Source organism: Candidatus Edwardsbacteria bacterium, from assembly GCA_031082425.1.
GTDB lineage: Bacteria > Edwardsbacteria > AC1 > AC1 > EtOH8 > UBA2226.
On sequence record JAVHLB010000003.1, the window covers coordinates 150,876 to 173,200 of the forward strand.

At 56.2% G+C, this 22,325-nt stretch carries 17 protein-coding genes; 14 read left to right on the plus strand and 3 right to left on the minus strand.

The features are described 5' to 3' along the window. Nucleotides 1-59: 59 nt before the first annotated feature. Together RDU76_04045 and RDU76_04050 are read right to left on the minus strand one after the other, a co-directional pair. A complete protein-coding gene (locus RDU76_04045) occupies nucleotides 60-1,685 on the minus strand; it encodes a sigma 54-interacting transcriptional regulator (GenBank protein MDQ7798102.1) in 1,626 nt (541 codons plus the stop codon). Continuing rightward, a complete protein-coding gene (locus RDU76_04050) occupies nucleotides 1,675-5,388 on the minus strand; it encodes a tetratricopeptide repeat protein (protein ID MDQ7798103.1) in 3,714 nt (1,237 codons plus the stop codon). The genes RDU76_04045 and RDU76_04050 overlap by 11 nt, the downstream gene beginning before the upstream one ends. Before the next feature lie 478 nt (nucleotides 5,389-5,866). Here RDU76_04050 and RDU76_04055 point away from each other — a divergent pair, with 478 nt between their 5' ends. The 8 genes from RDU76_04055 to RDU76_04090 all read left to right on the plus strand — a co-directional run bounded on the left by RDU76_04055 (nucleotide 5,867) and on the right by RDU76_04090 (nucleotide 16,666). Continuing rightward, nucleotides 5,867-9,022 (plus strand): clostripain-related cysteine peptidase, encoded by a 3,156-nt coding sequence (locus RDU76_04055; GenBank protein MDQ7798104.1) that lies wholly within the window; start codon nucleotides 5,867-5,869, stop codon nucleotides 9,020-9,022. Nucleotides 9,023-9,147: 125 nt separating this feature from the next. Further along, nucleotides 9,148-10,326 carry a glycosyltransferase family 4 protein gene (locus tag RDU76_04060; GenBank protein MDQ7798105.1) on the plus strand — a complete coding sequence of 393 codons (1,179 nt, stop codon included), beginning with the start codon at nucleotides 9,148-9,150 and terminating at the stop codon, nucleotides 10,324-10,326. A gap of 223 nt (nucleotides 10,327-10,549) precedes the next feature. Continuing rightward, complete coding sequence (gene nrdR / locus RDU76_04065) at nucleotides 10,550-11,023, plus strand: transcriptional regulator NrdR (protein MDQ7798106.1); 474 nt, start codon at nucleotides 10,550-10,552, stop codon at nucleotides 11,021-11,023. A gap of 7 nt (nucleotides 11,024-11,030) precedes the next feature. Then, on the plus strand, nucleotides 11,031-13,460 hold the full coding sequence (nrdD, locus tag RDU76_04070; protein MDQ7798107.1) for an anaerobic ribonucleoside-triphosphate reductase: 2,430 nt from the start codon (nucleotides 11,031-11,033) through the stop codon (nucleotides 13,458-13,460). A 99-nt stretch (nucleotides 13,461-13,559) separates the two neighbouring features. Then, nucleotides 13,560-14,813 (plus strand): inner membrane CreD family protein, encoded by a 1,254-nt coding sequence (locus RDU76_04075; protein ID MDQ7798108.1) that lies wholly within the window; start codon nucleotides 13,560-13,562, stop codon nucleotides 14,811-14,813. Between the two features lie 295 nt (nucleotides 14,814-15,108). Beyond that, on the plus strand, nucleotides 15,109-15,396 hold the full coding sequence (gene nrdD, locus RDU76_04080; GenBank protein ID MDQ7798109.1) for an anaerobic ribonucleoside-triphosphate reductase: 288 nt from the start codon (nucleotides 15,109-15,111) through the stop codon (nucleotides 15,394-15,396). Between the two features lie 136 nt (nucleotides 15,397-15,532). Further along, nucleotides 15,533-15,808, plus strand: a complete 276-nt coding sequence (locus tag RDU76_04085) for a hypothetical protein (GenBank protein MDQ7798110.1) — start codon at nucleotides 15,533-15,535, stop codon at nucleotides 15,806-15,808. 159 nt (nucleotides 15,809-15,967) lie between these two features. Next, nucleotides 15,968-16,666, plus strand: coding sequence for an anaerobic ribonucleoside-triphosphate reductase activating protein (locus RDU76_04090; protein MDQ7798111.1), 699 nt, complete (start codon nucleotides 15,968-15,970; stop codon nucleotides 16,664-16,666). A 65-nt stretch (nucleotides 16,667-16,731) separates the two neighbouring features. Here the strand turns inward: RDU76_04090 and RDU76_04095 are convergent, their stop codons facing one another. Next, nucleotides 16,732-17,121, minus strand: coding sequence for a hypothetical protein (locus tag RDU76_04095; GenBank protein MDQ7798112.1), 390 nt, complete (start codon nucleotides 17,119-17,121; stop codon nucleotides 16,732-16,734). Nucleotides 17,122-17,346: 225 nt separating this feature from the next. On the opposite strand from RDU76_04095, the gene RDU76_04100 reads away from it, so the two are divergent. Genes RDU76_04100 through RDU76_04125 form a run of 6 tightly spaced genes read left to right on the plus strand, consistent with a single transcriptional unit; the run spans nucleotide 17,347 to nucleotide 22,302 of the window. Next, entirely contained in the window at nucleotides 17,347-17,541 is a 195-nt protein-coding gene (locus tag RDU76_04100) for a helix-turn-helix domain-containing protein (protein MDQ7798113.1), read from the plus strand. 59 nt (nucleotides 17,542-17,600) lie between these two features. Then, nucleotides 17,601-18,650 carry a type IV pilus assembly protein PilM gene (gene pilM / locus RDU76_04105; protein MDQ7798114.1) on the plus strand — a complete coding sequence of 350 codons (1,050 nt, stop codon included), beginning with the start codon at nucleotides 17,601-17,603 and terminating at the stop codon, nucleotides 18,648-18,650. Then, the gene (locus RDU76_04110; GenBank protein ID MDQ7798115.1) at nucleotides 18,650-19,300 is read left to right on the plus strand and encodes a PilN domain-containing protein; all 651 of its coding nucleotides are present in this window, start codon (nucleotides 18,650-18,652) and stop codon (nucleotides 19,298-19,300) included. The genes pilM and RDU76_04110 overlap by 1 nt, the downstream gene beginning before the upstream one ends. Next, complete coding sequence (pilO, locus tag RDU76_04115) at nucleotides 19,297-19,896, plus strand: type 4a pilus biogenesis protein PilO (GenBank protein MDQ7798116.1); 600 nt, start codon at nucleotides 19,297-19,299, stop codon at nucleotides 19,894-19,896. The genes RDU76_04110 and pilO overlap by 4 nt, the downstream gene beginning before the upstream one ends. Continuing rightward, complete coding sequence (locus tag RDU76_04120; GenBank protein MDQ7798117.1) at nucleotides 19,862-20,344, plus strand: hypothetical protein; 483 nt, start codon at nucleotides 19,862-19,864, stop codon at nucleotides 20,342-20,344. Before pilO ends, RDU76_04120 begins: the two co-directional genes overlap by 35 nt. Beyond that, a complete protein-coding gene (locus RDU76_04125; protein MDQ7798118.1) occupies nucleotides 20,341-22,302 on the plus strand; it encodes an AMIN domain-containing protein in 1,962 nt (653 codons plus the stop codon). The genes RDU76_04120 and RDU76_04125 overlap by 4 nt, the downstream gene beginning before the upstream one ends. The last annotated feature ends 23 nt before the right edge of the window (nucleotides 22,303-22,325 follow it).

Here is a 22,325-nt window from a genome sequence, read left to right on the forward strand (position 1 = left end):
GTTAAGCTTGGCTTAACCCGTCTTTTTTTGACATCCCTGATGCCTCCAAAAGAGAGGCATCATTTTATTTTATATCTGGCCATCAGCCGATAGACCTGCTGGCGGGTGATCCCCAGCTGCCTGGCGGCGGCAGTGATGTCTCCCTGGTTGGCGGCCAGGGCCTGCGACAGCAATTGCCTCTCCAGATCCTGCTTGATGTTCTTGAGCCGGCCCAGGGCGGCCCTGGGGGGCTCCTGCTTAAGTTCCAGGTGCTGGGCGGTTATCTGTTTCTCGTCGCACATGATCACCGCCCGCTCGATCCGGTGCTCCAGCTCCCGCACATTGCCGGGCCAGGGATGCTCCATCAGGGCCTGCTTGGCCTGGCTCTCGAAACCGGTGATGCCCTTCCTGTATTTGGCCGCAAACCGCTCCAAAAAGACGCTGGCCAGCAGCAGAATGTCGCTCTGCCGCTCCCGGAGGGCCGGCATGTTGATGGTGACCACGTTCAGCCGGTAGTACAGGTCCTGCCGGAATCTCTGGGCTTTGACTTCGCCCTCCAGGTTGCGGTTGGTGGCGGCTATCACCCTGACATCCACCTTGATGGGGTCGCGCCCCCCGATATGCTCGATGATGCCCTCCTGCAGCACCCGCAGCAGTTTGGCCTGCAATAGCAGGGGGAGGTCGCCGACCTCGTCCAAAAAGATCGTCCCGCCGTTGGCCATTTCGAATTTGCCCGGCTTTTTGGCATAGGCCCCGGTGAAGGCCCCTTTTTCGTATCCGAACAGTTCCGATTCCAGCAGGTTCTCCGGAATGGCCCCGCAGTCGATGACCACGAAAGGCCTGTCCTGTCGGGACGAAAGCTGATGAAGGGCCTTGGCCGCCAGGCCCTTTCCGGTGCCGGATTCCCCCAACAGCAGGATGCTGGCATCCGAGCCCGAGACCCGGCGGATCATTGTGAACACCTGTTCCATGGCCTGCCCCTGGCCCAGCAGCTCTCCTTTTTCCTCCAATAATTTCTGCAGGGATAAATTCTCCCGCTCCAGCTGCGTCCGCTTTTCCTCCTCCAAGCGGCGGATATCATCGACCAGCCGGGCGTTCTCGATGGAGATGGCCGCCTGGCCAGCCAGGGCGGAAAAAAGGTCCAGGTCCTGGGCGGAGAAACTTTCGTGAAGCTGCTGGCTGTCCACGTAGATCACCCCCAGCAGCTTGCGGCTGTCGGTCTGTCCCGAAAAAAGAGGCACGCACATGCAGGAGCGCAGCTTGAGGTCGGCGATGGAGGCCGATTGGCTGTAGGCGGCGTCCTGGCAGGCATCCTTCACCCAGAGCGGTTGACCGCTGTCTATCACCTGCTGGGTCAGGGTATGGCTGATCTGGTAGTCCTCGCCCGCCCATTCCTGGTTTTGGGGATTGCGGATCACCCGGAACTTCAGAACATCCTCTTCGTAGAGCATCAAAAATCCGCGTTCGGCCCGGGTCAGGGAAAGCACCGAATCCATGATCACATTCAGCAGCTGGTCCAGGTTCAACACCCGGCTCAGCCGGCGGGATACCTCCAGCAGCAGGTCCAGCCGTTCCCGGCCCTGGTCCGGGGAAAGGAACGAAACCGTGCTCCTTCGCTCCTCCAGCGCCTGGGCGATGGAGGCCAGCTCCAGCTCCGCTTCGGCTATCAGGTTCTCGGCATTCTGCATCCTCTGGCTAACCGGCATGGTTCAGCACCTCCTGGCTCAATGATTTAATATCCCGGAACAGCTGTCGCCTCCGGGGGGCCAAGATATACGAAGTTTTCAGCTCCGGCTGGCTGATATTGGCCAGAGACTGTTTGAACAGGAGCAGGGCCTTCTGGCAGCACTCCAGGGCCGCCGGGTATTTTTTGTTCTTTAAATGGCGGCGGGCCATGGCCGAGTACACCGGCCAGGTGGTTTCGCTGATCTTGACCTGGTTTGCTATCTCCAGCGACCACTCCATGAAACGATAGCCGTCCAGTCCCTTCTCCTCCAGCAGTTCGCCCTTCAGCAGCAGGACCTCCGAGACCAGCTGCTGTTCCTCGACCCGCTGGGCCAGGCTCAGCGACCTGTCGGCCAGGGCGGAGGACTCCTCCAACTGACCCAGCTCGCGGTGCAGGTCGGCCAGGTTCTTCAGGATGTAAGCCTCGCCGGCCTTGATATCCAGTCCCGAGAAGATCTCCCGGGCGCTGGTGAGATCTTCCCGGGCTTTATCCCACTGCTGCCGCATCTGGCTGATGCGCCCCGATATGTTCAGCCCCCTCCCCAGCTCCAGCCGGCCGCCCAGCTCGCTGGCCATGGCCAGCGATTTCTGGCAGAACAGGCTGGAGTCCTCAAGGCTACCCAGGGCCAGGTAGAGCTCGGCCTTTCGGATATAGGCATCCAGCAGCAGGTTCTTGGCCCCGATATTGGCCGCCAGCTGGATGGCCCGGTTATAGCTCCAGAGGGCCTGGTCCCATTCGCCCTTGGCCTTATGGATCAGGCCTATGTCCACCAACGAGGCGGCGGTCTCCAGCCCCAGCCCGATCCGCTCCATGGTCTGCAGGCATTTGCCGTGGTACTCCAAGGCCCTTTCCCAGTCGTAGAGGTGCCGGTATATCAGGGCCAGGTTGTTGTAGGAACGGGCCAGGCCGCTGATATCGCCGATCTTCTCCCGCAGAGAGAAACTTTTCTTATGGCACTCGGCCGCCTTGTCCCATTCGTACATCCGGTAATATACCGCGCCGAGGTTGTTGTAGCTGGTGGCTATGCCGTAGAGACTGCCCTCGCGTTCTTTTATCTCCAGGCTTCTGCGGTGGACCGACAGGGCCTGGCTCCATTCGGCCAGATGCCAATAGGCCTGTCCCAGGGTGTTGTACAGTTCGGCCTCCACCGTGGGCCGGCTGTTAAGGGGCAGTTGTTTCAAGGCCGCCTGGCAGGTTTTTTCGGCATTGCGGTATTCGCCCCGGCCGATGCTGGTAATGGCCAGCGCTCCCATCAAACGGGCTGCCGACAGGGCATCTCCCTGGGAGAATGATAATCCCTTCTGCAGGGATTCCACCGAACGGTCGTAATCCCCCAGGCGTTCCTGGCAACGCCCTATCTTGTAGCATATCTCCGGGGAGGAGCCCTGCAGTTGACATATCTCCAGGGCCTGCTCCAGCGCTTTCTGGTATTCACCGGATACGTAATACAGTTTCTGCACCTTTTCCAGCACCGGGATATTCCGGGGGGACGGCACCAGCACTAGGGCCCTCCGGTAATGCTCAATGGCCTGCCGTTTGGAGAACTCGGACAGCTCGTCGCCTGCTCGCAGATGGCATTCCGCAGCCTTGGCCGGCTCCCCGGCAGCCTCCCAATGGCTGGACAGCAGTACCGTATCCTGCAGCGAACGGCTTCTCTGTTGTTCCATGACCAGGGCCGCCCTGCGATGCAGTGCGGAAGATAGCTCCCGGCTGATGGTAAGGCCTATCTCGGGGACGATCTTAAAATGATGCAGGCCGTAGGCCGGCTCCCCCTTTTCATCCTGCAGCCAGGCCAGCAGACTTTGGCCTTTAAGGTGCAGAAGGTCCCGGCTAAGCTGAACGTCCTCCATCTCGGTAAGGCTCCGGATCTCCGGAAAGATGGCCGGCCGCTCCATTATGGCCAGGGATTGCATTATCAGCAGCTGGCCCGGCGGCAGTTTTCCCAGCTTGGCCCTGAAGGATAGGGTCAGGCTGCCGGGGAGATCCAGTCGTTCCGGGGTCAGGGTGGTTATCTGCCAGCGCCCGTGACGCCGGACGATAAAACCGGCATCGATCAGATAGTACAGGGTCTCCTCTATCAGCAGAGGGTTGCCATCGGTCTCGCCGTAAATTTTAACCAGCAATGGCTCCAGGTTCTCCAGACTGGGGAAGACGGTCCGGATCAACTCCGAGACCTCGTTGCGGCTTAGTCGCTTAAGAAAGACCTGTTCCGCCAGATTATCGGATGCCAGGCTTTCGATGGTGGCTCTCAGAAAATGACCGGATTCGATCTCGTCGCTTCTAAAACTGCCCACCACCAGGACCGGGGCCCGCCCGATATTGCGCACCAGATGACAAAGAGCTTCCAGGCTTTCGCGGTCTATCCATTGAATGCTCTCTAATATGATCGCCGTGGCCCGGGAAGGGGAGGCCTCCAGCGTTTTAATGATGAAATTGGTCATGGCGTCCAAAAGGCGAAGACGCTGTTCCTGGGCGGGCAGAACTGGCGGCGGCGGGAGGTTATTTACTTCAGGCAGATCGCTCAATCCGGGAATGATCTCCGCCAGCTGGGGTCCGAATTCGGCCAGTGCCTGGGGGCAAAAATTCCGGGCCAGGGATTGCACCTGATCGAGCAACTGAACCATCAGGCCGAAGGCGGCGGCATCCGGCTGATAACAACGGGCCCACAGCACCTGGCACTCCAACAGCTGGGAGTGCAGGGAGAATTCGGTCAACAGCTTGGTGCGGCCAATGCCGGTCTCCCCGGAAATGAAGATGCTGTGACCCTGCCCGGCAATGGCATTCTGGACCGCCTGGCGGAGCTGATTCATCTCCCTGTCCCGCCCCGCCATCCGGCAGTTCAAAATGAAAGGGGGCCGGGATACTGGGGAGGGTTCAGCTCGCTCCAGTTTAATGATGCCGGCCAGCTCCGAAGCCACCTCGTCGGCCAGAGCCGGTCTGGCATTGGGATCCTTGCTCAACAGCCTTAAGATCAAGAGCGATAAACGCTCCGGAAGTGATTGATCAATGAAATTGGGTGGCTGGGGTTGATGATAGAGATGTTTTTTGACCAATTCCTTGATGGTCGGCGCTTGGAAGGGAAGACTCCCGGTAAAGATCTGGTACATCAGCACTCCCAGCGAATACAGGTCCGCCCTTCCGTCAGGAGCCTGGCCGGAGATTATCTCCGGGGAGATATATGAGGGAGTGCCGGATATTTTTAGAGGAGACACTTTCACGGTGCTCTGGGCCAGCCCAAAATCAAGCAGCTTCACGGTTCCCGATTCATCCAGCAGCAGGTTGGACGGCTTGAGGTCAAGGTGTATGACATCCCGGGAATGGATATATTCCAGGGCCTGGCACAGGCCGATCAGTTTCTGGCATTTCCCCCTAAGGTCCAATCCGCGGCAGCTTTCCAGGATATCGGGCCCCGGCAGAAACTCCATCGCGAAAAAACACCCGTCCTTGTAATGCTCATACCCTATGGCCCGGGCCAGATTGGGGTGGGATAGATCGGACAAACAACGAAATTCCTGGCACAGCTGGTTGATGTTGATGGAATCCCCGGAGAATAATTTTAAGGCCAGGGTTGCTCCCGTAGCCAGGTCTGTGGCCTTATATACCTGGCTGTTGGCTCCCTGGCCCAAAAATTCCAAGATCTGATACTTGGTACCGATCTTTGTGTTCTTTGATAATTTAGTCATATGTAACAAAGTGATACATGGTTAAAATTAGTTTAGCACAGACTTTCTTGAAATTCAAGAAAATTCTATATTATTTATTTTGATCTCTTTGATTTAAGCAAAATATTTAAACAGGCAACTATAAATGGATTTATTTTTTTCAATAAACATCAATATTAAATCCTAAAATATAAAACAACGATCAGGTTATAAAATGTAACATAATGACACAAGATGGCTCTATTTAAACTTGTTGTTGGGCAATCTATTATAATAATATTTTATCTATTTGGCTTAAAAGGTAGGTTTAAATTTAATAATTATGTCTCTATATGATACAAAACAAAGGAAGCACTTATTATTTATTTATTGTTTGATATTAGATAATAATTTGCAAGGTAATGTGTTAGATAATATTTTATTGTTATGATATTGGTATGGTATGGTATATGCAGTGATATTAGAGTATGGTAAATATTAATTTTTATAAGGTGGTAAAATGAAAAAGATCGGTTTATTCGCGGTATCTGCCATCATTCTCTTGGCAGGCCTAGCCTCGGCCCAGACCACTATCTTCTCCGACAACATGACCAACCTGTCTGCCTGGACCTTGTCGCCGACCACGGGGGGCTGGACCACCACCAGCACCAAATATAACAGCGCCTCCTACAGCGCCATGTGCGACAATGTCAGCCCTTACGGGGCCAACCAGAACAATTATATGACCAAAACGGTCAGCCTGTCGGGATATACCAACGTCACCCTGAAATTCTACATCTGGCAGTACAGCGAGAGCGGGTACGATTATATCCGGGTGCAGTACCTGGTGGGCAGCACCTGGACCACCGCCTGGCAGAGGGCCGGCAGCTATCAGGCTTGGGCCCAGCAGTCGGTCAGCATTCCCAACACCGCCACCCAGGTCCGCTTCTATTTCAACTCCGACGGCAGCGTCCAGAACACCGGGGTGTACATCGATGACGTGGTCCTTGCCGGGACCGCGACCACCGTCACCCAGAACGATGCCGGCTCCGGTACCGATGCCGGCAACGACTTCGCCACCGCGCTGACCCTGGCTCCGGGCACCTATACCTGCTACCTGGACGCCACCGACCGGAACGATTACTTCAAATTTAACGTTACCTCCGGCCAGGTCATCAAGGTAAAGACCGTGCCTCCCAGCACCGCCGATTATGACCTGTATCTGTACAATCCCTCGCAGGCCCAGAAGGGGTCCAGCACCGCCGGCACCGGTGCGGCAGATTCGGTGGTCTTTACTGCTGACGCCACCGGATATTGGTACGCCAAGGCCTATGAATACAGCGGTTCCGGCAACTACACACTGATCATAACCGTCTCGGGCGGAACCACCCCCACCCCCGCCCTGGCCGTCAGCATGAGCTCCTGGTCCCCGGCCGCCGCCGGCGGGACCTCCGGCACGGTCAGCGTCACCAATTCCGCCACAGCTGACGTCATCTCCTATACCGTGTCCGATAATGCCACCTGGCTCACCACCTCGGCCGCCAGCGGCAGCACCCCGGGCTCGTTCACCATGACCGCCGAGGCCAACACCGGCCTGGCCCGTTCGGCCACCGTCACCGTCACCGCCACCGCGCCCTCGGGCACCACCGGCTCTCCCAAGACCATCACCGTCAACCAGGCGGCAGCCAGCACCGGCGGGGCCGAATGGACCGTCATGATCTACCTGAACGCCGACAACAACCTGGAGCCGGACGGGATCAACGATTTTCTGGAGATGGCCGCCGCCTCATACAGTTCGGGCAAGATCAACGTCATCGTCCAGATGGACCGCTCATCCAGCTATGAAACTACCTATGAGAACTGGACCGGCTGCAAGCGTTTCAAGATCGCCAGCGGGATGACCCCCACTGCGGCCTACCAGATATCGGACCTGGGCGAGGTGGACATGGGCAACCCCGCCACTTTGGTCAGCTTCGCCACCTGGGCCATTCAGAACTACCCGGCCAACCGCTATTCCCTGGTCATGTGGGATCACGGCGACGGCTGGTACAAAAAGGACGGCGAGGACGAGGTCCTCAAGGGCTTCTCCAACGACGACTCCCACGGCTCGGTGATCGGCATCGCCAACGGGGAATTCGCCGGGGCCATGGCCCAGATCAAGACCGCCCTGGGCCGGAACCTGGACCACATCGGCTGGGATGCCTGCCTGATGGGCATGTGGGAGGTGCTGGATATATCGCGCAATTACGCCAACGTGGCCAACGTTTCCGAGGAGACCGAGGGGGCCGCCGGCTGGTATTACACCACCTGGCTGAACACCCTGAACACCACTCCCACCACCAGCGCCATCGACCTGGGCAAGGCCATCATCAACGGGACCACCAGCCAGTCGACCCTGTCGGTGGTGGACCTGACCCTGGTCTCCGACCTGAACACCAAGGTCAACACCCTGGCCACCGAACTGATGGCGGCCCGGGGGGCCGGTCTGGGCGCCAGCATCAGCACGGCGCTGACCAACAGTCTCAAGTTCTCCACCAGCTATTTTTCATATCACATAGATCTGTCGGACTTCGCCGCCAAGGTCAAGGCCGCCATCACCACCCGGCCCACCCTGACCACCGCCTGCGACAACGTCATCGGCTCGGTGGCCTCGGCGGTCAAGCTGTACAAGAATTCGTCCACCTACGCCAATGCCCGGGGCATCGCGGTCTACCACTGCAAGATCGACGGCTCCAACTACGACACCGCCTACAATAGCCTGCCCATCGCCTCCAGCACCGTGTGGGATGAGTATATCAAGGGCGGCTCCAGCGGCGGTAGCACCGCAAATTACACCAAGAGCACCGCCACCTACGGCTGGGATGCCTCGGCCACCACCGCCACCGGCCTGACCGGGGACGACCAGAGCGTCAGCAAGTCCATCGGCTTTGCCTTCAACTTTTACGGCACCAGCTATACCACCGTCAACATCTGTTCCAACGGGTTCCTCAACTTCGGCACCAGCTCCACCGCCTACAGCCCGGCCGCCATTCCCAACACCGCGGCCCCCAACGCCCTGATCGCCGGCCTGTGGAGGGACCTGAACGTATCGGGCGGCGGCACCATCACCTACTACTCGTCGGCCACCAAATTCGTGGTGTCCTTCAACGCCGTCAAGAACTACTCCAACACCAGCCTGCAAACCTTCCAGGTGATCCTGACCCCCGACGGCAAGATCAAGATCCAGTGGGGCGGCATCACCACCGAGACCTACGCCTCGGGGGTGGAGAACCAGGCCGGCACCCTGGGCGTGGCGGCCACCGCTGCGGCCAATTCGGCGGCGCTGTTCACCCCGCCGTCAGCCTGGAGCTCAGCTATCGACGATCCGCAGGTCAGGCTCAATACCCAGGCGATGCCGCTGTCCAACCAGCTGTTCCAGAACGCCCCCAACCCGGTCAGATATAAAACCCTGATCGCCTTCCAACTGGAGAAGCCGGGCGATGTTTCCCTGAAGATCTACAACCTCAACGGACAGCTGGTCAGAACCCTGGCCTTGGGACAGCATAATTCCGGATATCATCAGGTCATGTGGGACGCCAAGGATGATGCCGGGAGGAAGGTGGCTGACGGAGTGTATATCTACAAGCTGGCTTCCGGGGAGTTCAGCCACGCCAAAAAAATGGTGCTGGTCAAATAAAATAACCTCCTGAAGTTAAGAACCAAAGGGCCGTTAGTTGCGGCCCTTTTTAATTTCCCCAAGTTCGATCCGGAAATTTTCAACTTTCGCTTTATTAAAATTAATTTCTATGCTATAATTTCCTTATGAAAGTACTTCACCTGGTCACCGCTTTCCCCCGGGACGAAAAGGACATCATCACCCCCTGGCTGATAGAGATGTTGCGGCATTACCCGGCGCACGGCCTGGAGGCGGAGATATTCACTTCGTCCTACCAGGGCCTGGGCGAACAGATGGTCCACGGGCTGCCGGTGCACCGCTTCCGTTATTTCTTCAAACGCTGGGAGAACCTGACCCACGAGGAGACCACCCCGGACCGCATGAAAAGATCCCTGCTGTACAAGATCATGCCGGCTTTCTACATCATCGGCGGAATGATCGGGATCGTTAAACTGTTAAGAAAAAACCGATACGATGCGGTCCATGTCCACTGGCCGCTGCCGCATGCCGTGTTCGGCTGGGCGGCCAAAACATTCTTCGGCCTGCCGGTGGTCACCACCTTCTACGGGGTGGAGCTGCGCTGGGTGAAGCGCTCCATGCCTCTGCTGAAAGGTTTTCTGGCCTGGTCGGCCCGGATGTCGGATAAAGTGGTGGCCATCTCCAACTGCACCGCCGGCGAGGTCAGGGAGCTGGCCGATGTGCCGGTGGAGGTGATACCCTATACCATCAGCCTGCCGGAGAACCGGGAATTCTCACAGCCTCCGGCCGGTCCCAGGATCATCCTTTCGGTCAGCCGGCTGGTGGAACGCAAGGGCATCATCTATCTGATAGACGCCCTTAAATACCTGCCGCAGGAAATGGAGGTCCATCTGGCCATCATCGGCGACGGCCCGGAGAGGGACCGTTTGAAGGAGAGGGCCCTGTCACAGAACCTGGGGCGAAAGATAAGCCTGCCCGGCTGGGTAAGCGAGGCCGAACTGGAGAGCGCCTACCGCAATGCTTCGGTGTTCGTTCTGCCGGCCATCATAGATTCCAAGGGGGATACCGAGGGGCTGGGGGTGGTCATCCTGGAGGCCATGAATTACAAGGTGCCGGTCATCGGCAGCGATCTGGGCGGGATCACCGACATTATAATGGATGAAGAAACCGGTTTGTTAGTGCCGGAGAAGGATCCCCAGGCTCTGGCCAGGGCAATTACCAGGATATTGACAGATGAGGACCTAAGAACTAAAATTACCGAGGGGGCCTATCAACATTTAAAGCATAACTTTAGTTGGGATAATATATTACAGAAATGGGTGAGAGTCTATAAAAGCCTTGAATAGCTGTTTGTTAAAAACAGGTATAAAATTCACTAAAAACGGCAGTTTTTTACTGCCGTTTTTATTTTATTGTTATGCAAGATGTTATAAATCTGTTTATGCAAAATGGATACCAAAAATAATAAAAAAAGTCACAAAATATTCCCACCATGGCTGATTTAAGGCTTGACATCAGGCCATATATGGTGCATAATTACCCCCTTGCCACAAAATAAAGGGGTACGTCATGAAATGTCCAGCCTGTTCTTTCCCCAAGGACAAGGTGATCGATTCCCGCTTATGTAAGGATGGCCAGGCCATTCGCCGTCGCAGGGAATGCCTACAGTGCCATCGCCGTTACACCACCTACGAGTACATAGAATCAGCCCTGATGGTGGTCAAAAAGGACGGCCGGCGGGAGGCTTTTGACCACCAGAAGCTTATTTCCGGCATCCGCCGGGCGGTGGAGAAGAGGCCCATCAGCATCGACGCCCTGGAGAGGATGGTTGAGACCATCGAGAACGAACTCCAGGCGGGGGGGCATAACGAGGTGCCGGCCGACGTCATCGGGGAACATGTGATGAAGCATCTCCAGGAGCTGGACGGGGTGGCCTACGTGCGTTTTGCCTCGGTCTACCGTTCCTTCCGCGAGGTATCCGAATTCGCCGATGCGGCCAAGTCATTCGCCGAAAAAACCCAGCAGAAAAATATAAAAAAGTGAGGGAGCAATGCCAGATAAGAACCGTGAGCTACTAGCCAGCCCGTCCACCCCCGACACCCAGGAGCCTCCCCGCTTTTTATTCGCCGGAGAGAAGCTCAAGGACCTGCACAGCTCCCTGGCCAACAAGATGTTCCATCTGGTCCAGAAGCGCAACGGCAATATAGTCAATTTCGACAAACGCAAGATCACCGAGGCCATCTTCAAGGCCGCCCAGGCGGTGGGCGGCTCGGACAACAGCGTCTCCGAGAACCTGGCCGACGAGGTGGTGCTCTTTTTGTATTCCTCCAAGGGCGATCATCTGCCCAATGTGGAACAGGTCCAGGATGCCGTGGAAAAGATCCTGATAGAACGCGGCCATGCCAAGACCGCCAAGGCCTATATCCTTTACCGCGACCAGCGGTCCAAGATCCGCCAGCAGAAGATCGTTGCCAGGCCCGATTCGGCAGAAGCCGGAAAGGAACAGGACGCCACCGATCTGGCGCTGTTCGTCAGGGTGTCGGACGACAACATCGTCCAGTGGGACCGGGAGAGGATCATCAGCGCCCTTAAAAAGGAGGCCGGGGTGGCCGAGGACATAGCCCACAAGATCGCCCGGGAGGTGGAGGACCAGATCATCAGCGCCAAGGTCAAGCGCCTGACCTCGTCCCTGGTCCGCGAACTGGTGGATGCCAAACTGGTGGAGCACGGCCTGGAGGAGGCCCGCAAGAAGCACTCCCGGCTGGGGCTTCCCCTGTACGACGTGGAGAAGATCCTGACCGACCGCAACCGGGAGAACGCCAACATCCCCCACAATCCCGAGGCCACCAACATGTCGCTGGCCGAGACCATCAACAAACAGTATGCCCTGGCCAAGGTCTTCTCCCAGGAGGTGGCCGACGCCCACTCCCGGGGCGATATCCACCTGCACGACCTGGGATTCATCAACCGTCCCTACTGTTCCGGGCAGAGCCTGGAATATGTCAAAAAATTCGGGCTGTCCCTGCCCAATGCCCTGTCCATCGCCAAGCCTGCCCGGCATGCCGACACCCTGCTGGCCCACATGGTCAAGTTCTCGGCCGCCCTGCAGGGGCATTTTGCCGGGGCCATCGGCTGGGATGCCGTCAACGTCTTCTTCGCCCCGTATCTGGTGGGCATGTCCGACCGCGACATGCAGCAGCTGGCCCAGATGATGATCTTCGAATACAGCCAGCAGTCGGTGGCCCGGGGCGGCCAGGCCATCTTCTCCGACCTGAACATCTACTGGGAGACCCCCAAGCATTTTGAGAACGTCCCGGCCATAGGCCCGGGCGGCGAGTATACCGGAAAGAAATACGGCGATTATCTGAAGGAGTCCCAGCGCTTCGCCTGGGCGCTGTTCGATGTCTACAAGGGCGGAGACGGCACCGGGCGCCCCTTCTTCTTTCCCAAGCCCCAGGTCCACATCACCGAAAAATTCTTCCTGACGCCCGGCCACCAGGATTTTCTCAACCATATCTCCCAGGTGGCGGCCGAGAAGGGCAACACCTATTTCGTGTTCGACCGGGGCGAGACCGCCAAGATCTCCGAATGCTGCCGGCTGGCCTTCAAGCTGGAGGAGTCCGACCTGCAGGACGCCCACTTCCCCTGGAAGATGAGATATTCCGCCCTGCAGAACATCACTTTGAACCTGCCGCGCATCGCCTACCTGGCCAAGGGCGACACCAGCGCCCTGTTCAAAAAGATGGACGACTTCCTGCATCTCTCCGCCAAGGGCCACATCCAAAAGCGCAAGTTCATCGAAAAGCTGATGTCCCTGAAAGACCAGGGTCCGCTGGCCCTGCTGGCCATGGAGAAGGACGGCGAATCATACCTGCGCCTGCCCCGGGTGTCGTTCCTTATCGGCATGCTGGGCCTGAACGAGATGGTCCAGATCCACACCGGCCAGGAGATGCACCAATCCACCGAAGCCTTCAAGTTCGGGTTAAAGGTCATCGCCTACCTGCACCTCAAGACCAAGGAGCTGGCCAAGGAATACAACATGAAGTTCGTGCTGGAGCAGACCCCGGCCGAGAGCACCGCCTTCCGCTTTGCCAAGCTGGACCTGGAGCAATTCCCCAAGGAGGCCGAGAAGGTGGTCAAGGGCAACCTCAAGGATAATTCGGTCTATTACACCAACTCCACCTACCTGAACGTGGCCCACCCGGTCAATCCCATCGACCGGGTCAAGCAGGAGGGCAAGTTCCACGACATGATCGAGGCCGGGGCCCTGACCCACATCTGGATCGCCGATTCCCATCCTTCCCCGGAATCCATCGCCAATTTCGTCACCAAGACCTTCCGCCACACCCGCAACGCCCAGATCGCCTTCTCGCCGGAGTTCACCACCTGCAATGTCTGCAGCAAGGTCTACCGGGGCCTGATGGACGAGTGCCCGCACTGCAGCGGGAAGAGGGTCAGCGGGATAGAGAGGATCAAATAGACCTAAAGAATATAGAATATTGAAGACAGAATTCAGAAGCAGGCAAGGCCGGTTCAATATTCTGCATTCGATATTCAAAATTCATTCCGAGGTGCGATCATGGCCAAAAAGATAGCCGCCATCGTCTTCGTCTTCTTCTGCACCGCCATGGCCTGGGTGATCCTGGGCGGGGTGACGGTGGACCGCACCAACTCCCAGGACAGCAAGCTCAAGCGGGCGGTGGGCCAGCTGTGGGGCACCCCCCAAAGGCAGAGCGCGCCGCTGGTGTTCTACCAGGTCAGGCAGGAACAGAAGGTGGTCAAAACCACCGAGGGGGGCAAGGCCGTCACCGAGACCAGAAACAGCCTGTCCGACCACTACCTGAACCTGGAATCCAGCGACATCAAGGCCGACCTGAAACTGACCCACCGCAAGAAGGGCCTGCTGTGGTACTCCACCTACCAGGTGGATTTCGACGGCAGCTACGGCCTGATCAACAGCACTTCGGATGAACGCCAGATCTGCTTCCAGTATTCCTTCCCCTCCCGGGACGGCATCTACGACGATTTCGCCATCTCGGTCAACGGCCTGCCGGAGAAGGAGCTGGTGCCCACCGACGGCAAGATCCGTAAGTGGATCAGGCTGAAGCCCGGCCAGACCGCCCAGGTGCGGGTGGCCTACCGTTCCCAGGGGCTGGACCAGTGGTGGTACGTCTTCGGGGACAATATCTCGCAGATCCGCAATTTTAAGCTGGCCATGACCACCGATTTCGGGCGGATAGATTTTCCCGAGAACGCCATCTCGCCCACCTCCAAGCAGGCCCTGAGTAATATCGAAGGGAGCAAAAAGGGCGGGGGATGGGAGCTGGTCTGGCAGTACAACAACCTGATCTCGGGGATCCAGATCGGCATGGAGATGCCCAGGAAGATAAACCCCGGCCCCTTCGTCAGCAAGATCAGCTTCTTCGCCCCGGTGTCTCTGTTCCTGTTCTTCTTTTTGGTGTTCATCATCACCGTCCTTCGCGGCATAAAACTGCATCCCATGCATTACTTTTTCCTGGCGGCGTCGTTCTTCGCCTTCCACCTGCTGATGGCCTACCTGGCGGACCACGCCGACATCTACCTGGCGTTCTTCATCAGCGCGGCGGTGTCGGTGTTCCTGGCGGTGTCCTACATGCGGATCGTGGCCGGGGCCCGCTTTGCCCTGGTGGAGACGGCCCTGGCCCAGCTGGTGTATCTGGTGTTCTTCTCCTACGCCTTCTTCTGGGAGGGCTACACCGGGCTGGCCATCACCATCTGCTGTATTGCCACGCTGTTCGTGGTGATGCAGTTCACGGCCAGGATAGATTGGGACAAACAGTTTTCGGGAAAATGAGGATCAAGTAGGCGGGTATGGGTATACAGTATACAGGAGACAGTCTACTGTAGGGGTGAAGTGGCTTCGCCCTGGACCCAAGATATTAGGTGCGATTCGCGAATCGCCCAACCTAACCCCTGGCCCTTCCCCAATGGGGAAGGGAATAGTGGTTGCGAGGGGTATCAATGTTTGGCAAACGAAGCAATCCAGACGTAAATAAGTAAGGACACGGCATGCCGTGTCCCAAAAGGATATAGAAACTAATAACGTAAGGGCAATTCACGAATTGCCCCAACCAAAGGAGACAAACATCATGGAACTGCAGGAATTAAAAGACAAACTGAGCGCCGAGAAGCACATCTACGACTTCACCGAAGAGGGCGGGGACATCATCATCCGCAACAAGAAGCACGGGGTCAAGGTGTGCTGCAGCGCCGAGGCCGTCGCCAAGCACGACTGGGCCACCATCAAAAGCCAGACGGTGGGCGGTCGGGACGTCAACCACATCACCCGGGTCACCGGCTATTTCACCATCGTCGAGGGCTGGAACAAGGGCAAGTTGGGCGAGCTCAAGGACCGCTACCACTCCCAGATCGCCTGATAGGGTTCGTCATTCCCTTGGAAGCTTGTCCTCGCGAAAGCGGGGAAGGGGATCCGGGGATATCAGAGTGGGTTCCAGCCTTGCGCTGGAATGACTATCCTATAATAATTAAATCTACAAGGATAAGGCATATACTATGGAATTGAAAGTTTTCGGCCGGCCCACCTGCCAGGTCTGCAAGCAGGCCATGGAGAAGATCAATTATTTCCTGGACAAGTGGGAATTTCAGGGCAAGGTGCCGCTCACCTATTTCGACATGGACACGGTGGACGGCCTGGCCGAGGGCGCCTTTTACGAGGTGTTCGACATCCCCACCGTGGTCCTGCTGAACAACCAGGACGAGATGGACCGCTGGGTCAAGCGGCCCCCGATGTCCAAGGAACTCAAGCCCTACCTGGACCCGGCGGTATAAGCTGTCTTTTAAAGCTTTTTGCCACCAAGCATGCACTGAGCCATGCCGAAGTGACACCAAGGCACTAAACAGAATCATCCGTTGTTTTCTGAGTTTTAATAAACTTTGTGTCTTTGTGCCTTTGTGGTTAATGGTTTCTATCGTATAACGATCGTAATTATGGAAATAAAAGGCTTCATCGAAACATCGCTGATCGACTGGGACGGAAAGATCGTCTCAGTCCTTTTTCTTCCCGGCTGCAACTTTCGCTGTCCGTTCTGCCATAACCATATATTGGTCAAGCACCCTGAGCAGATCGCCGACGTCCCCTGGAAGCGCATAGAAACGTTTTTAAGGGGCAAGAAGGGCTGGATAGACGGGGTGGTGATCACCGGGGGCGAGCCCACCATCCACCAGGACCTGCTGCCCCTGCTGACGAAACTGAAGGGATCGGGCCTGCCGGCCAAATTAGACACCAACGGGAGCAACCCGGCCCTGTTAAGGAAGATAATAGACCAGGGCCTGGTAAAATTCATCGCCATGGATATCAAGGCTTCTTTCGACGGATCCTACGACCTGGCCTGCGGGGTTGCCGTCAATAAAGAGAATATCAGGGAAAGCATCGGCCTGATCATGACCTCCGGCCGGGAGTATGAGTTCCGCACCACCATTGTTCCGCAATATCACGATCTGGATTCGGTTGAAAATATGGCAAAAGAGATAAAAGGGGCAAAAAAGTGGGTTTTACAGCAGTTTGTCCAAACCAATGCCGACGACGAGGGGCTACGTAGTCTGCCGCCATATGATGAGGAATACCTGGAGGAGATGAAAAAGAGGGCGAAAGGATTGGTGGAAAGGGTGGTTTTAAGGGGAATATAAGCAATAATATCATATATAATGAAGAAACGCCCCGGCAGGAGCCGGGGCGTTTCTTGTTTTGAAGATCAATACCAGATCTTTGGGGTGGTTACAGTGAAGGTCTTATTGTAACCATAGGCATCGGTCCCATGAAAAGTTATCTGAACCGAGGCACCTGCCCCCATGGCTGGATAACTGGGAGTGAATTTATAGGTATAGATACCACCTCCGGTAACATATCCGGCGATATTATAATTTTCAACGATCGGGGTTGTTCCAATTGTATCGGTGAAGGTGGTGGTCCGCTTGTTAAGGACGGCATCAACGTAATTCATGTTCTCGAAAGCCACGGTTAATTCTCCACCACCGCCCGGAGGGGTCACCGAGGTGATTATCAATTCCGGCGCCGGGGTCACAGAACTGCAACCCACAATGGTCAGCAGGGCTATGAAAATCAGGGAAATTAACTTTTTCATGATAACCTCCAAAAATATTTGGTTTGTTGAATTATCCCTTTAAGTGTCCCTATCAATTGGATAGTATAGTGCAACTTAGTGATTATGTCAAGAGAAAAAATAATAAAAAATAAAAAAATAAAAAAAGTTCTTGACAAATATGGACAAAATGAATAAAATGTCTAAAGGTAGCTTTGTCTATAGTTATATATACTTACCGATACTTCATTCTTGAGCGAGGTAAATATGCCTGTATCCCCAAAAGAAATAGATTCCGGGAAATTATACACCGTCTCGGAGACTGCCAAGATCCTGGCGGTCACCGACCAGACGGTGCGCAAGCATTTGGGCGAAAAAAATCTCCCGGGCAAGAAGGTCGGCCGGCGTTGGCTGGTCAAGGGAAGCGAGATCCAGAAATTTATTGGCGAATTGGGCTGGTAGATCGGACTGGTGAAAAATCAATTGGTTGATAATAACCGATAAAGTGAGGTAACCTCAAAATGCTTTTTGGAAAAAAACCAGCCACCATAGGTTTGGACATAGGCAGCAGCCAGATAAAGGTCGTCGAGATCCAGAAGACCGGCAAGGGGCTGTCGCTGGTCAACTACGGTATTGCCCCGCTGCTGCCGGAGGCCATCGTCGAGGGCGAGATCATGGACCGGACCCTGGTGATAGACACCATCAGGACCCTTTTGGAGACCAGGCAGATAAAAAGCAATAATGTGGTAACTGCCGTCTCCGGCCGGGGCGTCATCGTCAAGCGGATCAATATGGACAAGATGAAGGAGCAGGAGGCCCGGGAGAGGATCAAGTGGGAGGCCGAGCAGCATGTGCCGTTCGAGATCTCCGACGTGGTGCTGGATTTCCAGATCATCAACCCCGATTCGGGCAACAACCAGATGGAAGTGCTGCTGGTGGCGGCCAGGAACGAGACGGTGAACGTCCATCTGGACCTGCTGTCCGGGGCCGGCCTGAACCCGATCCTGCTGGATTACGGGGCCTTTGCCGTGCAGAATGCCTTCGAGGCCAGTTACGAAATGCCGGCCGACGAGATCATAGCCCTGGTCAATATCGGGGCCGATAACACCAACATCAATTTCGTCAAGAACGGCGTGCCCTATTTCACCCGGGACCTACCCATGGCCAGCAACTCCTGCCTGCAACTGATGCAGAAGAACCTGGGGATCTCCTACGAGCAGGCCTCGGAGCTGATCAAGGGCGAGACGGTGTCCGACGTCAGCCAGGAATCGGCGGCCTCGGTGTTCCAGTCCTTCTCCGACGATTTCGCCTCCTCCATAGAGCGAACCCTCTCCTTCCTGGCCATGTCCGGCGGGGGGGAAAGGATGAGCCGGATATATCTGTCGGGCGGCGGGGCCCTGATCCCGTCACTTCAGGATCATCTTAAGGAGAGGTTCGGGATCCCGGTGGAGATCATAAACCCGTTACAAAAGATCAGCTATGATCCGGGCCTGTTCGGAGCCGTAGCCAGCGAAAAGGTTTCCCCCATCTTGACCCTGGCCATCGGCCTGGGGCTTAGGGAGGTAAAATAATGATACAGATTAATTTGATCCGGGATCGCAAGGTAGAGAGAGTGGCCGGTGCCAAACCGGCCGGAGCCGGGCGCAGCTTTTCATTGCCCAAGCTTCCCTTCAATGTCGGCATCTTGGCCAGCGTTCTGGGGGTGGTCATCGTGCTGGTGGTCATGGTTTTGACCATGATCTCGCAGAAGGCCAAGATCGCCAACCTGGAATCCAAGATCAAGGGTTACAATGAAGAACTGGCAAAGCTGGCCGGTCCCAAGCGGCTGGTGGATGATTATCTTAAAAAGCAGGCCGAGGTGAACACCAAGCTGAACGAAATAGCCTCCATTGACAAGACCCGGTTCTATACCGTCACTTTGTTGGATCAATTGAGCCACGCCTTGCCGGATTATCTCTGGCTTACCAGCATGAAAGATGACAAGGATTTGATATCCATGGAAGGAATGACATTCTCCAATCTTATCGTGGCCGATTTCATGGACAGGCTGAAGGGTTCCGGGTATTTTTCTAACGTAGAATTAACCCAAACCACCAAGGCCACCAGCGAGGGGCGTGATCTGGTGAAATTCTCCATCACTTCAAAATATACCGAGAACCCGAACAAACCTGTCAGCCCCGGGGAAACGACGGGCCAAACAGCCGGAAAGGGGTCAAAATGAGCCTAGATATCAAAGATCCCAAGATACAAATAACCGTCGGCTTGATACTATTCGGGCTGATCCTAGCCGGGTTATTCTTCAAATTCAGCTATCAGCCGTCCCAAAAAAGAATTCAGGGGCTTTCCGTCCAGGAGGCCAAGCAGCGCCAGGAGCTTGAGCAGGTCCGGGCCGCCGTGGCCAGGCTCCCCGAATTGGAGGAGCAGTATAAGGCCCTGGAGAAAAAATGGGGAAAGGCTCAGGAGTTGCTGCCCACCGATAGCGAAATTCCCAGCCTGCTTAAAAAGATCACCAATGCCGGGATCGAATCAGGGGTGAGGTTCCTGGTTTTCAAGCCGGGAAAACTGGCCTCAGCCACTCAGCTTTCAGCGGCCATCCCGGTCACCATGTCGGTGGTCGGCAATTTTGACCAGATAACCACCTTTATGGCCAAGCTGGGTAATCTGTCAAGAATTATTATTTCGTCAAATATAAAAATCAATCCTAATAATGATCCGATACGTACCATTAAAGCCGATTTCACGGCCAATGCATACGTATTCAAATCAGGAGGAGATCAAGCCAGTGCAAAAGCTAAAACTTCTCGTAAACCCAGGTAGCCTTTTAATTATCGTTTTGGCCCTGGCCTCTGTCGGCTATGCCGCAGACCCTCCAGCGGCTACCGGGACGATAGACCTGAAGGCGGCCGGTGAGGATACTCTTTTCAGGGCCCAGAACTATGTTTATGAACCGTCCGGACGAAGGGATCCCTTTAAGTCCTTGGTCCAGAAAAAGGGCGAGGGTTCGGGGGTTACGGACGTCAGCACTCTGGATGTGAGCAACATGACCCTGACCGGCATCATCTGGGGGCCTTCGGGAAGACTGGCTTTGATTAACGACACCCAAGGGGTAGGTTATATAATCAAACCCGGGGACCAGGTGATCGGCGGAAAGGTTTTTGCCATAACCGACTCCTCGGTGGTCTTCGAACAGGGCGATCCAGGAAGCACGGTTAAGTTTGTTGTTCCGTTAACTGAAAGTAAAAGCAAAGGGAGCAAAAGAAAATGAGCTATCATAGAAGCAACAAAATGCTGCCGTTGGCCGTTGCGGCGCTGCTGTCAGTATTTTCCCTGGCCGATGCAGCCAAAGTGCTGGATATTGCGGTCAAGAAATCCGAAGGGGTCACCCAGGTGGTGATCACCGGGGACGATATCCTTGATTCCAAGGATTTCACCCTCAGCAATCCCGACCGGCTGGTGGTTGACATCAAGGGGGCCAGCATTGCCTTCGGCAACAAGACCATGACCGTCAACAAGGGCGGCATTACCACCATCAGCACCAGCCAGTTTGACCGGGAGGGCGGGATCGCCAGGATCGTGATAGAGATGGGCGTAAAGCCCAACTATCTGCTGATGACCGAAGAGAACGACATCATTGTTGCCCTGACCACCAAGGATACCTCACCCTTTGCCGAATGGAAGGCTAGCGCCGCCCCATCAGAGATGGCTGCGACCACTGCCCCCCAGGCCATGGAGCCGCCCAGCATGCCGGCCCCGCCGCCTCCGATGGTTGAGGAAACGCCGGCGGCCCCGGTAGTGCCTGTGACCTCCACCCCGGCGCCCTCAACGCCCACTTTGGTGACGGAAGAACAGCCGGCGGCCCCGGTGGTGCCGGTGACTTCTACGCCGGCCGCACCCAGCACCCCTCCCCCGGTTATAGAGGAAGTGCCGGCTGCGCCGATCTACGCGGCCGCGCCCACCCCTCCGGCTCCTCCGGAGAAAATGGCCCTTCCTGCCACTCCGATCCAGCCCAAGGCCGCCTATGTCGAACCGCAAAAGCCAAGATACCGTTCGGCCTCCTCCGGCGGCTTGTCGGGCGGCAGATCGGTCTCCATGGAATTGGAGAATGCCGACGTTATAACTGTTTTGAGGGCCATGGCCGAGTACAGCGGCCGGAACCTGATCGTGGGCAACGATGTCAAGGGTTCGGTCAGCATGAGGCTGCATAACGTTCCCTGGGCCCGGGCCTTTGAGGAGATAGTCAAGGCTGCGGGGCTGGTGGTCGAGGAATCGGGCGGCATCATCAGGGTGATGAGCCCCAAGCAGGCCACCGAAAATATGCGAATGAGAGAGCAGGGGCAGGAACTGGTGACTGTGGTCTATCCCATAGAGTTTGCGGTGGCAAATGAGATCACCGGGTCCCTCAACAAGATCCTCAGCTCCCGGGGTTCCATCCAGGTTGACAAGCGCACCAATTCGCTGGTGATCAACGAAGTGTCCTTCAAGCAGACCGAGATAGCCGAACTGATCAGATTGCTGGATACGGCCACCCAGCAGGTGGAGATCATGGCCCGGATCGTGGATGTGGATATGGACGTGACCAAGGATCTGGGGATCAACTGGAACGTCTCCAATATCGCCAGCTATGATGCCAATGCCGAGTTGCAGAACGCCAGCGTTCCCCAGCTGCTGCCGGCTGGCACCAGGCCATCGATGACAGTGGGGACCATCCGCTCCTTCGCCCAGATATCGGCCACCCTGTCGGTACTGGAGGCCAAGCGCAAAGCCAACACCATCTCCAATCCCCGGATCACCACGGTCAATAACAAAGAGGCCAAGATCGTGGGCGGCAAGAAGATACCCATTTCCTTGAGGGATGAAAGCGGGAACACCGTTACCCAGATGTACACCATCGGCATGGTGCTGACCACCACCCCCCACATCAATTCCTCGGAAAATGTGACCCTGGATGTCAAGACCGAGATCAGCGATCTGGATCCCACGGCCACCATCTTGGGCGGTGTGGTGATCCTGACCAATGAGGCCAGCACCCAGATCGTGCTGAACGACGGGGAGACGGCAGTGATCGGCGGATTGTTGCAGACCAAGGCCGGCAAATCCCAGAGCGGCATTCCCATTCTGATGGATATCCCGTTCATCGGCGCCCTGTTCAGATCCACCACCACCTCAACCGCCAAGCGCGAGATCCTGATATTCCTGACGCCGCATATAATAAAATCAAAATAACGGCTCACCGCTTAAAAAAGAAT

What these genes read in the sequence shown, in the direction of transcription:
- nrdD (MDQ7798107.1), top strand. Translation starts at nt 11,031, where the DNA reads ATGCCAGATAAGAACCGTGAGCTACTAGCCAGCCCGTCCACCCCCGAC.
- RDU76_04055 (MDQ7798104.1), top strand. Translation starts at nt 5,867, where the DNA reads ATGAAAAAGATCGGTTTATTCGCGGTATCTGCCATCATTCTCTTGGCA.
- nrdR (MDQ7798106.1), top strand. Translation starts at nt 10,550, where the DNA reads ATGAAATGTCCAGCCTGTTCTTTCCCCAAGGACAAGGTGATCGATTCC.
- RDU76_04090 (MDQ7798111.1), top strand. Translation starts at nt 15,968, where the DNA reads ATGGAAATAAAAGGCTTCATCGAAACATCGCTGATCGACTGGGACGGA.
- RDU76_04085 (MDQ7798110.1), top strand. Translation starts at nt 15,533, where the DNA reads ATGGAATTGAAAGTTTTCGGCCGGCCCACCTGCCAGGTCTGCAAGCAG.
- RDU76_04100 (MDQ7798113.1), top strand. Translation starts at nt 17,347, where the DNA reads ATGCCTGTATCCCCAAAAGAAATAGATTCCGGGAAATTATACACCGTC.
- RDU76_04050 (MDQ7798103.1), bottom strand. Translation starts at nt 5,388, where the DNA reads ATGACTAAATTATCAAAGAACACAAAGATCGGTACCAAGTATCAGATC.
- RDU76_04110 (MDQ7798115.1), top strand. Translation starts at nt 18,650, where the DNA reads ATGATACAGATTAATTTGATCCGGGATCGCAAGGTAGAGAGAGTGGCC.
- nrdD (MDQ7798109.1), top strand. Translation starts at nt 15,109, where the DNA reads ATGGAACTGCAGGAATTAAAAGACAAACTGAGCGCCGAGAAGCACATC.
- RDU76_04095 (MDQ7798112.1), bottom strand. Translation starts at nt 17,121, where the DNA reads ATGAAAAAGTTAATTTCCCTGATTTTCATAGCCCTGCTGACCATTGTG.
- RDU76_04125 (MDQ7798118.1), top strand. Translation starts at nt 20,341, where the DNA reads ATGAGCTATCATAGAAGCAACAAAATGCTGCCGTTGGCCGTTGCGGCG.
- pilO (MDQ7798116.1), top strand. Translation starts at nt 19,297, where the DNA reads ATGAGCCTAGATATCAAAGATCCCAAGATACAAATAACCGTCGGCTTG.
- RDU76_04045 (MDQ7798102.1), bottom strand. Translation starts at nt 1,685, where the DNA reads ATGCCGGTTAGCCAGAGGATGCAGAATGCCGAGAACCTGATAGCCGAA.
- RDU76_04060 (MDQ7798105.1), top strand. Translation starts at nt 9,148, where the DNA reads ATGAAAGTACTTCACCTGGTCACCGCTTTCCCCCGGGACGAAAAGGAC.
- pilM (MDQ7798114.1), top strand. Translation starts at nt 17,601, where the DNA reads ATGCTTTTTGGAAAAAAACCAGCCACCATAGGTTTGGACATAGGCAGC.
- RDU76_04075 (MDQ7798108.1), top strand. Translation starts at nt 13,560, where the DNA reads ATGGCCAAAAAGATAGCCGCCATCGTCTTCGTCTTCTTCTGCACCGCC.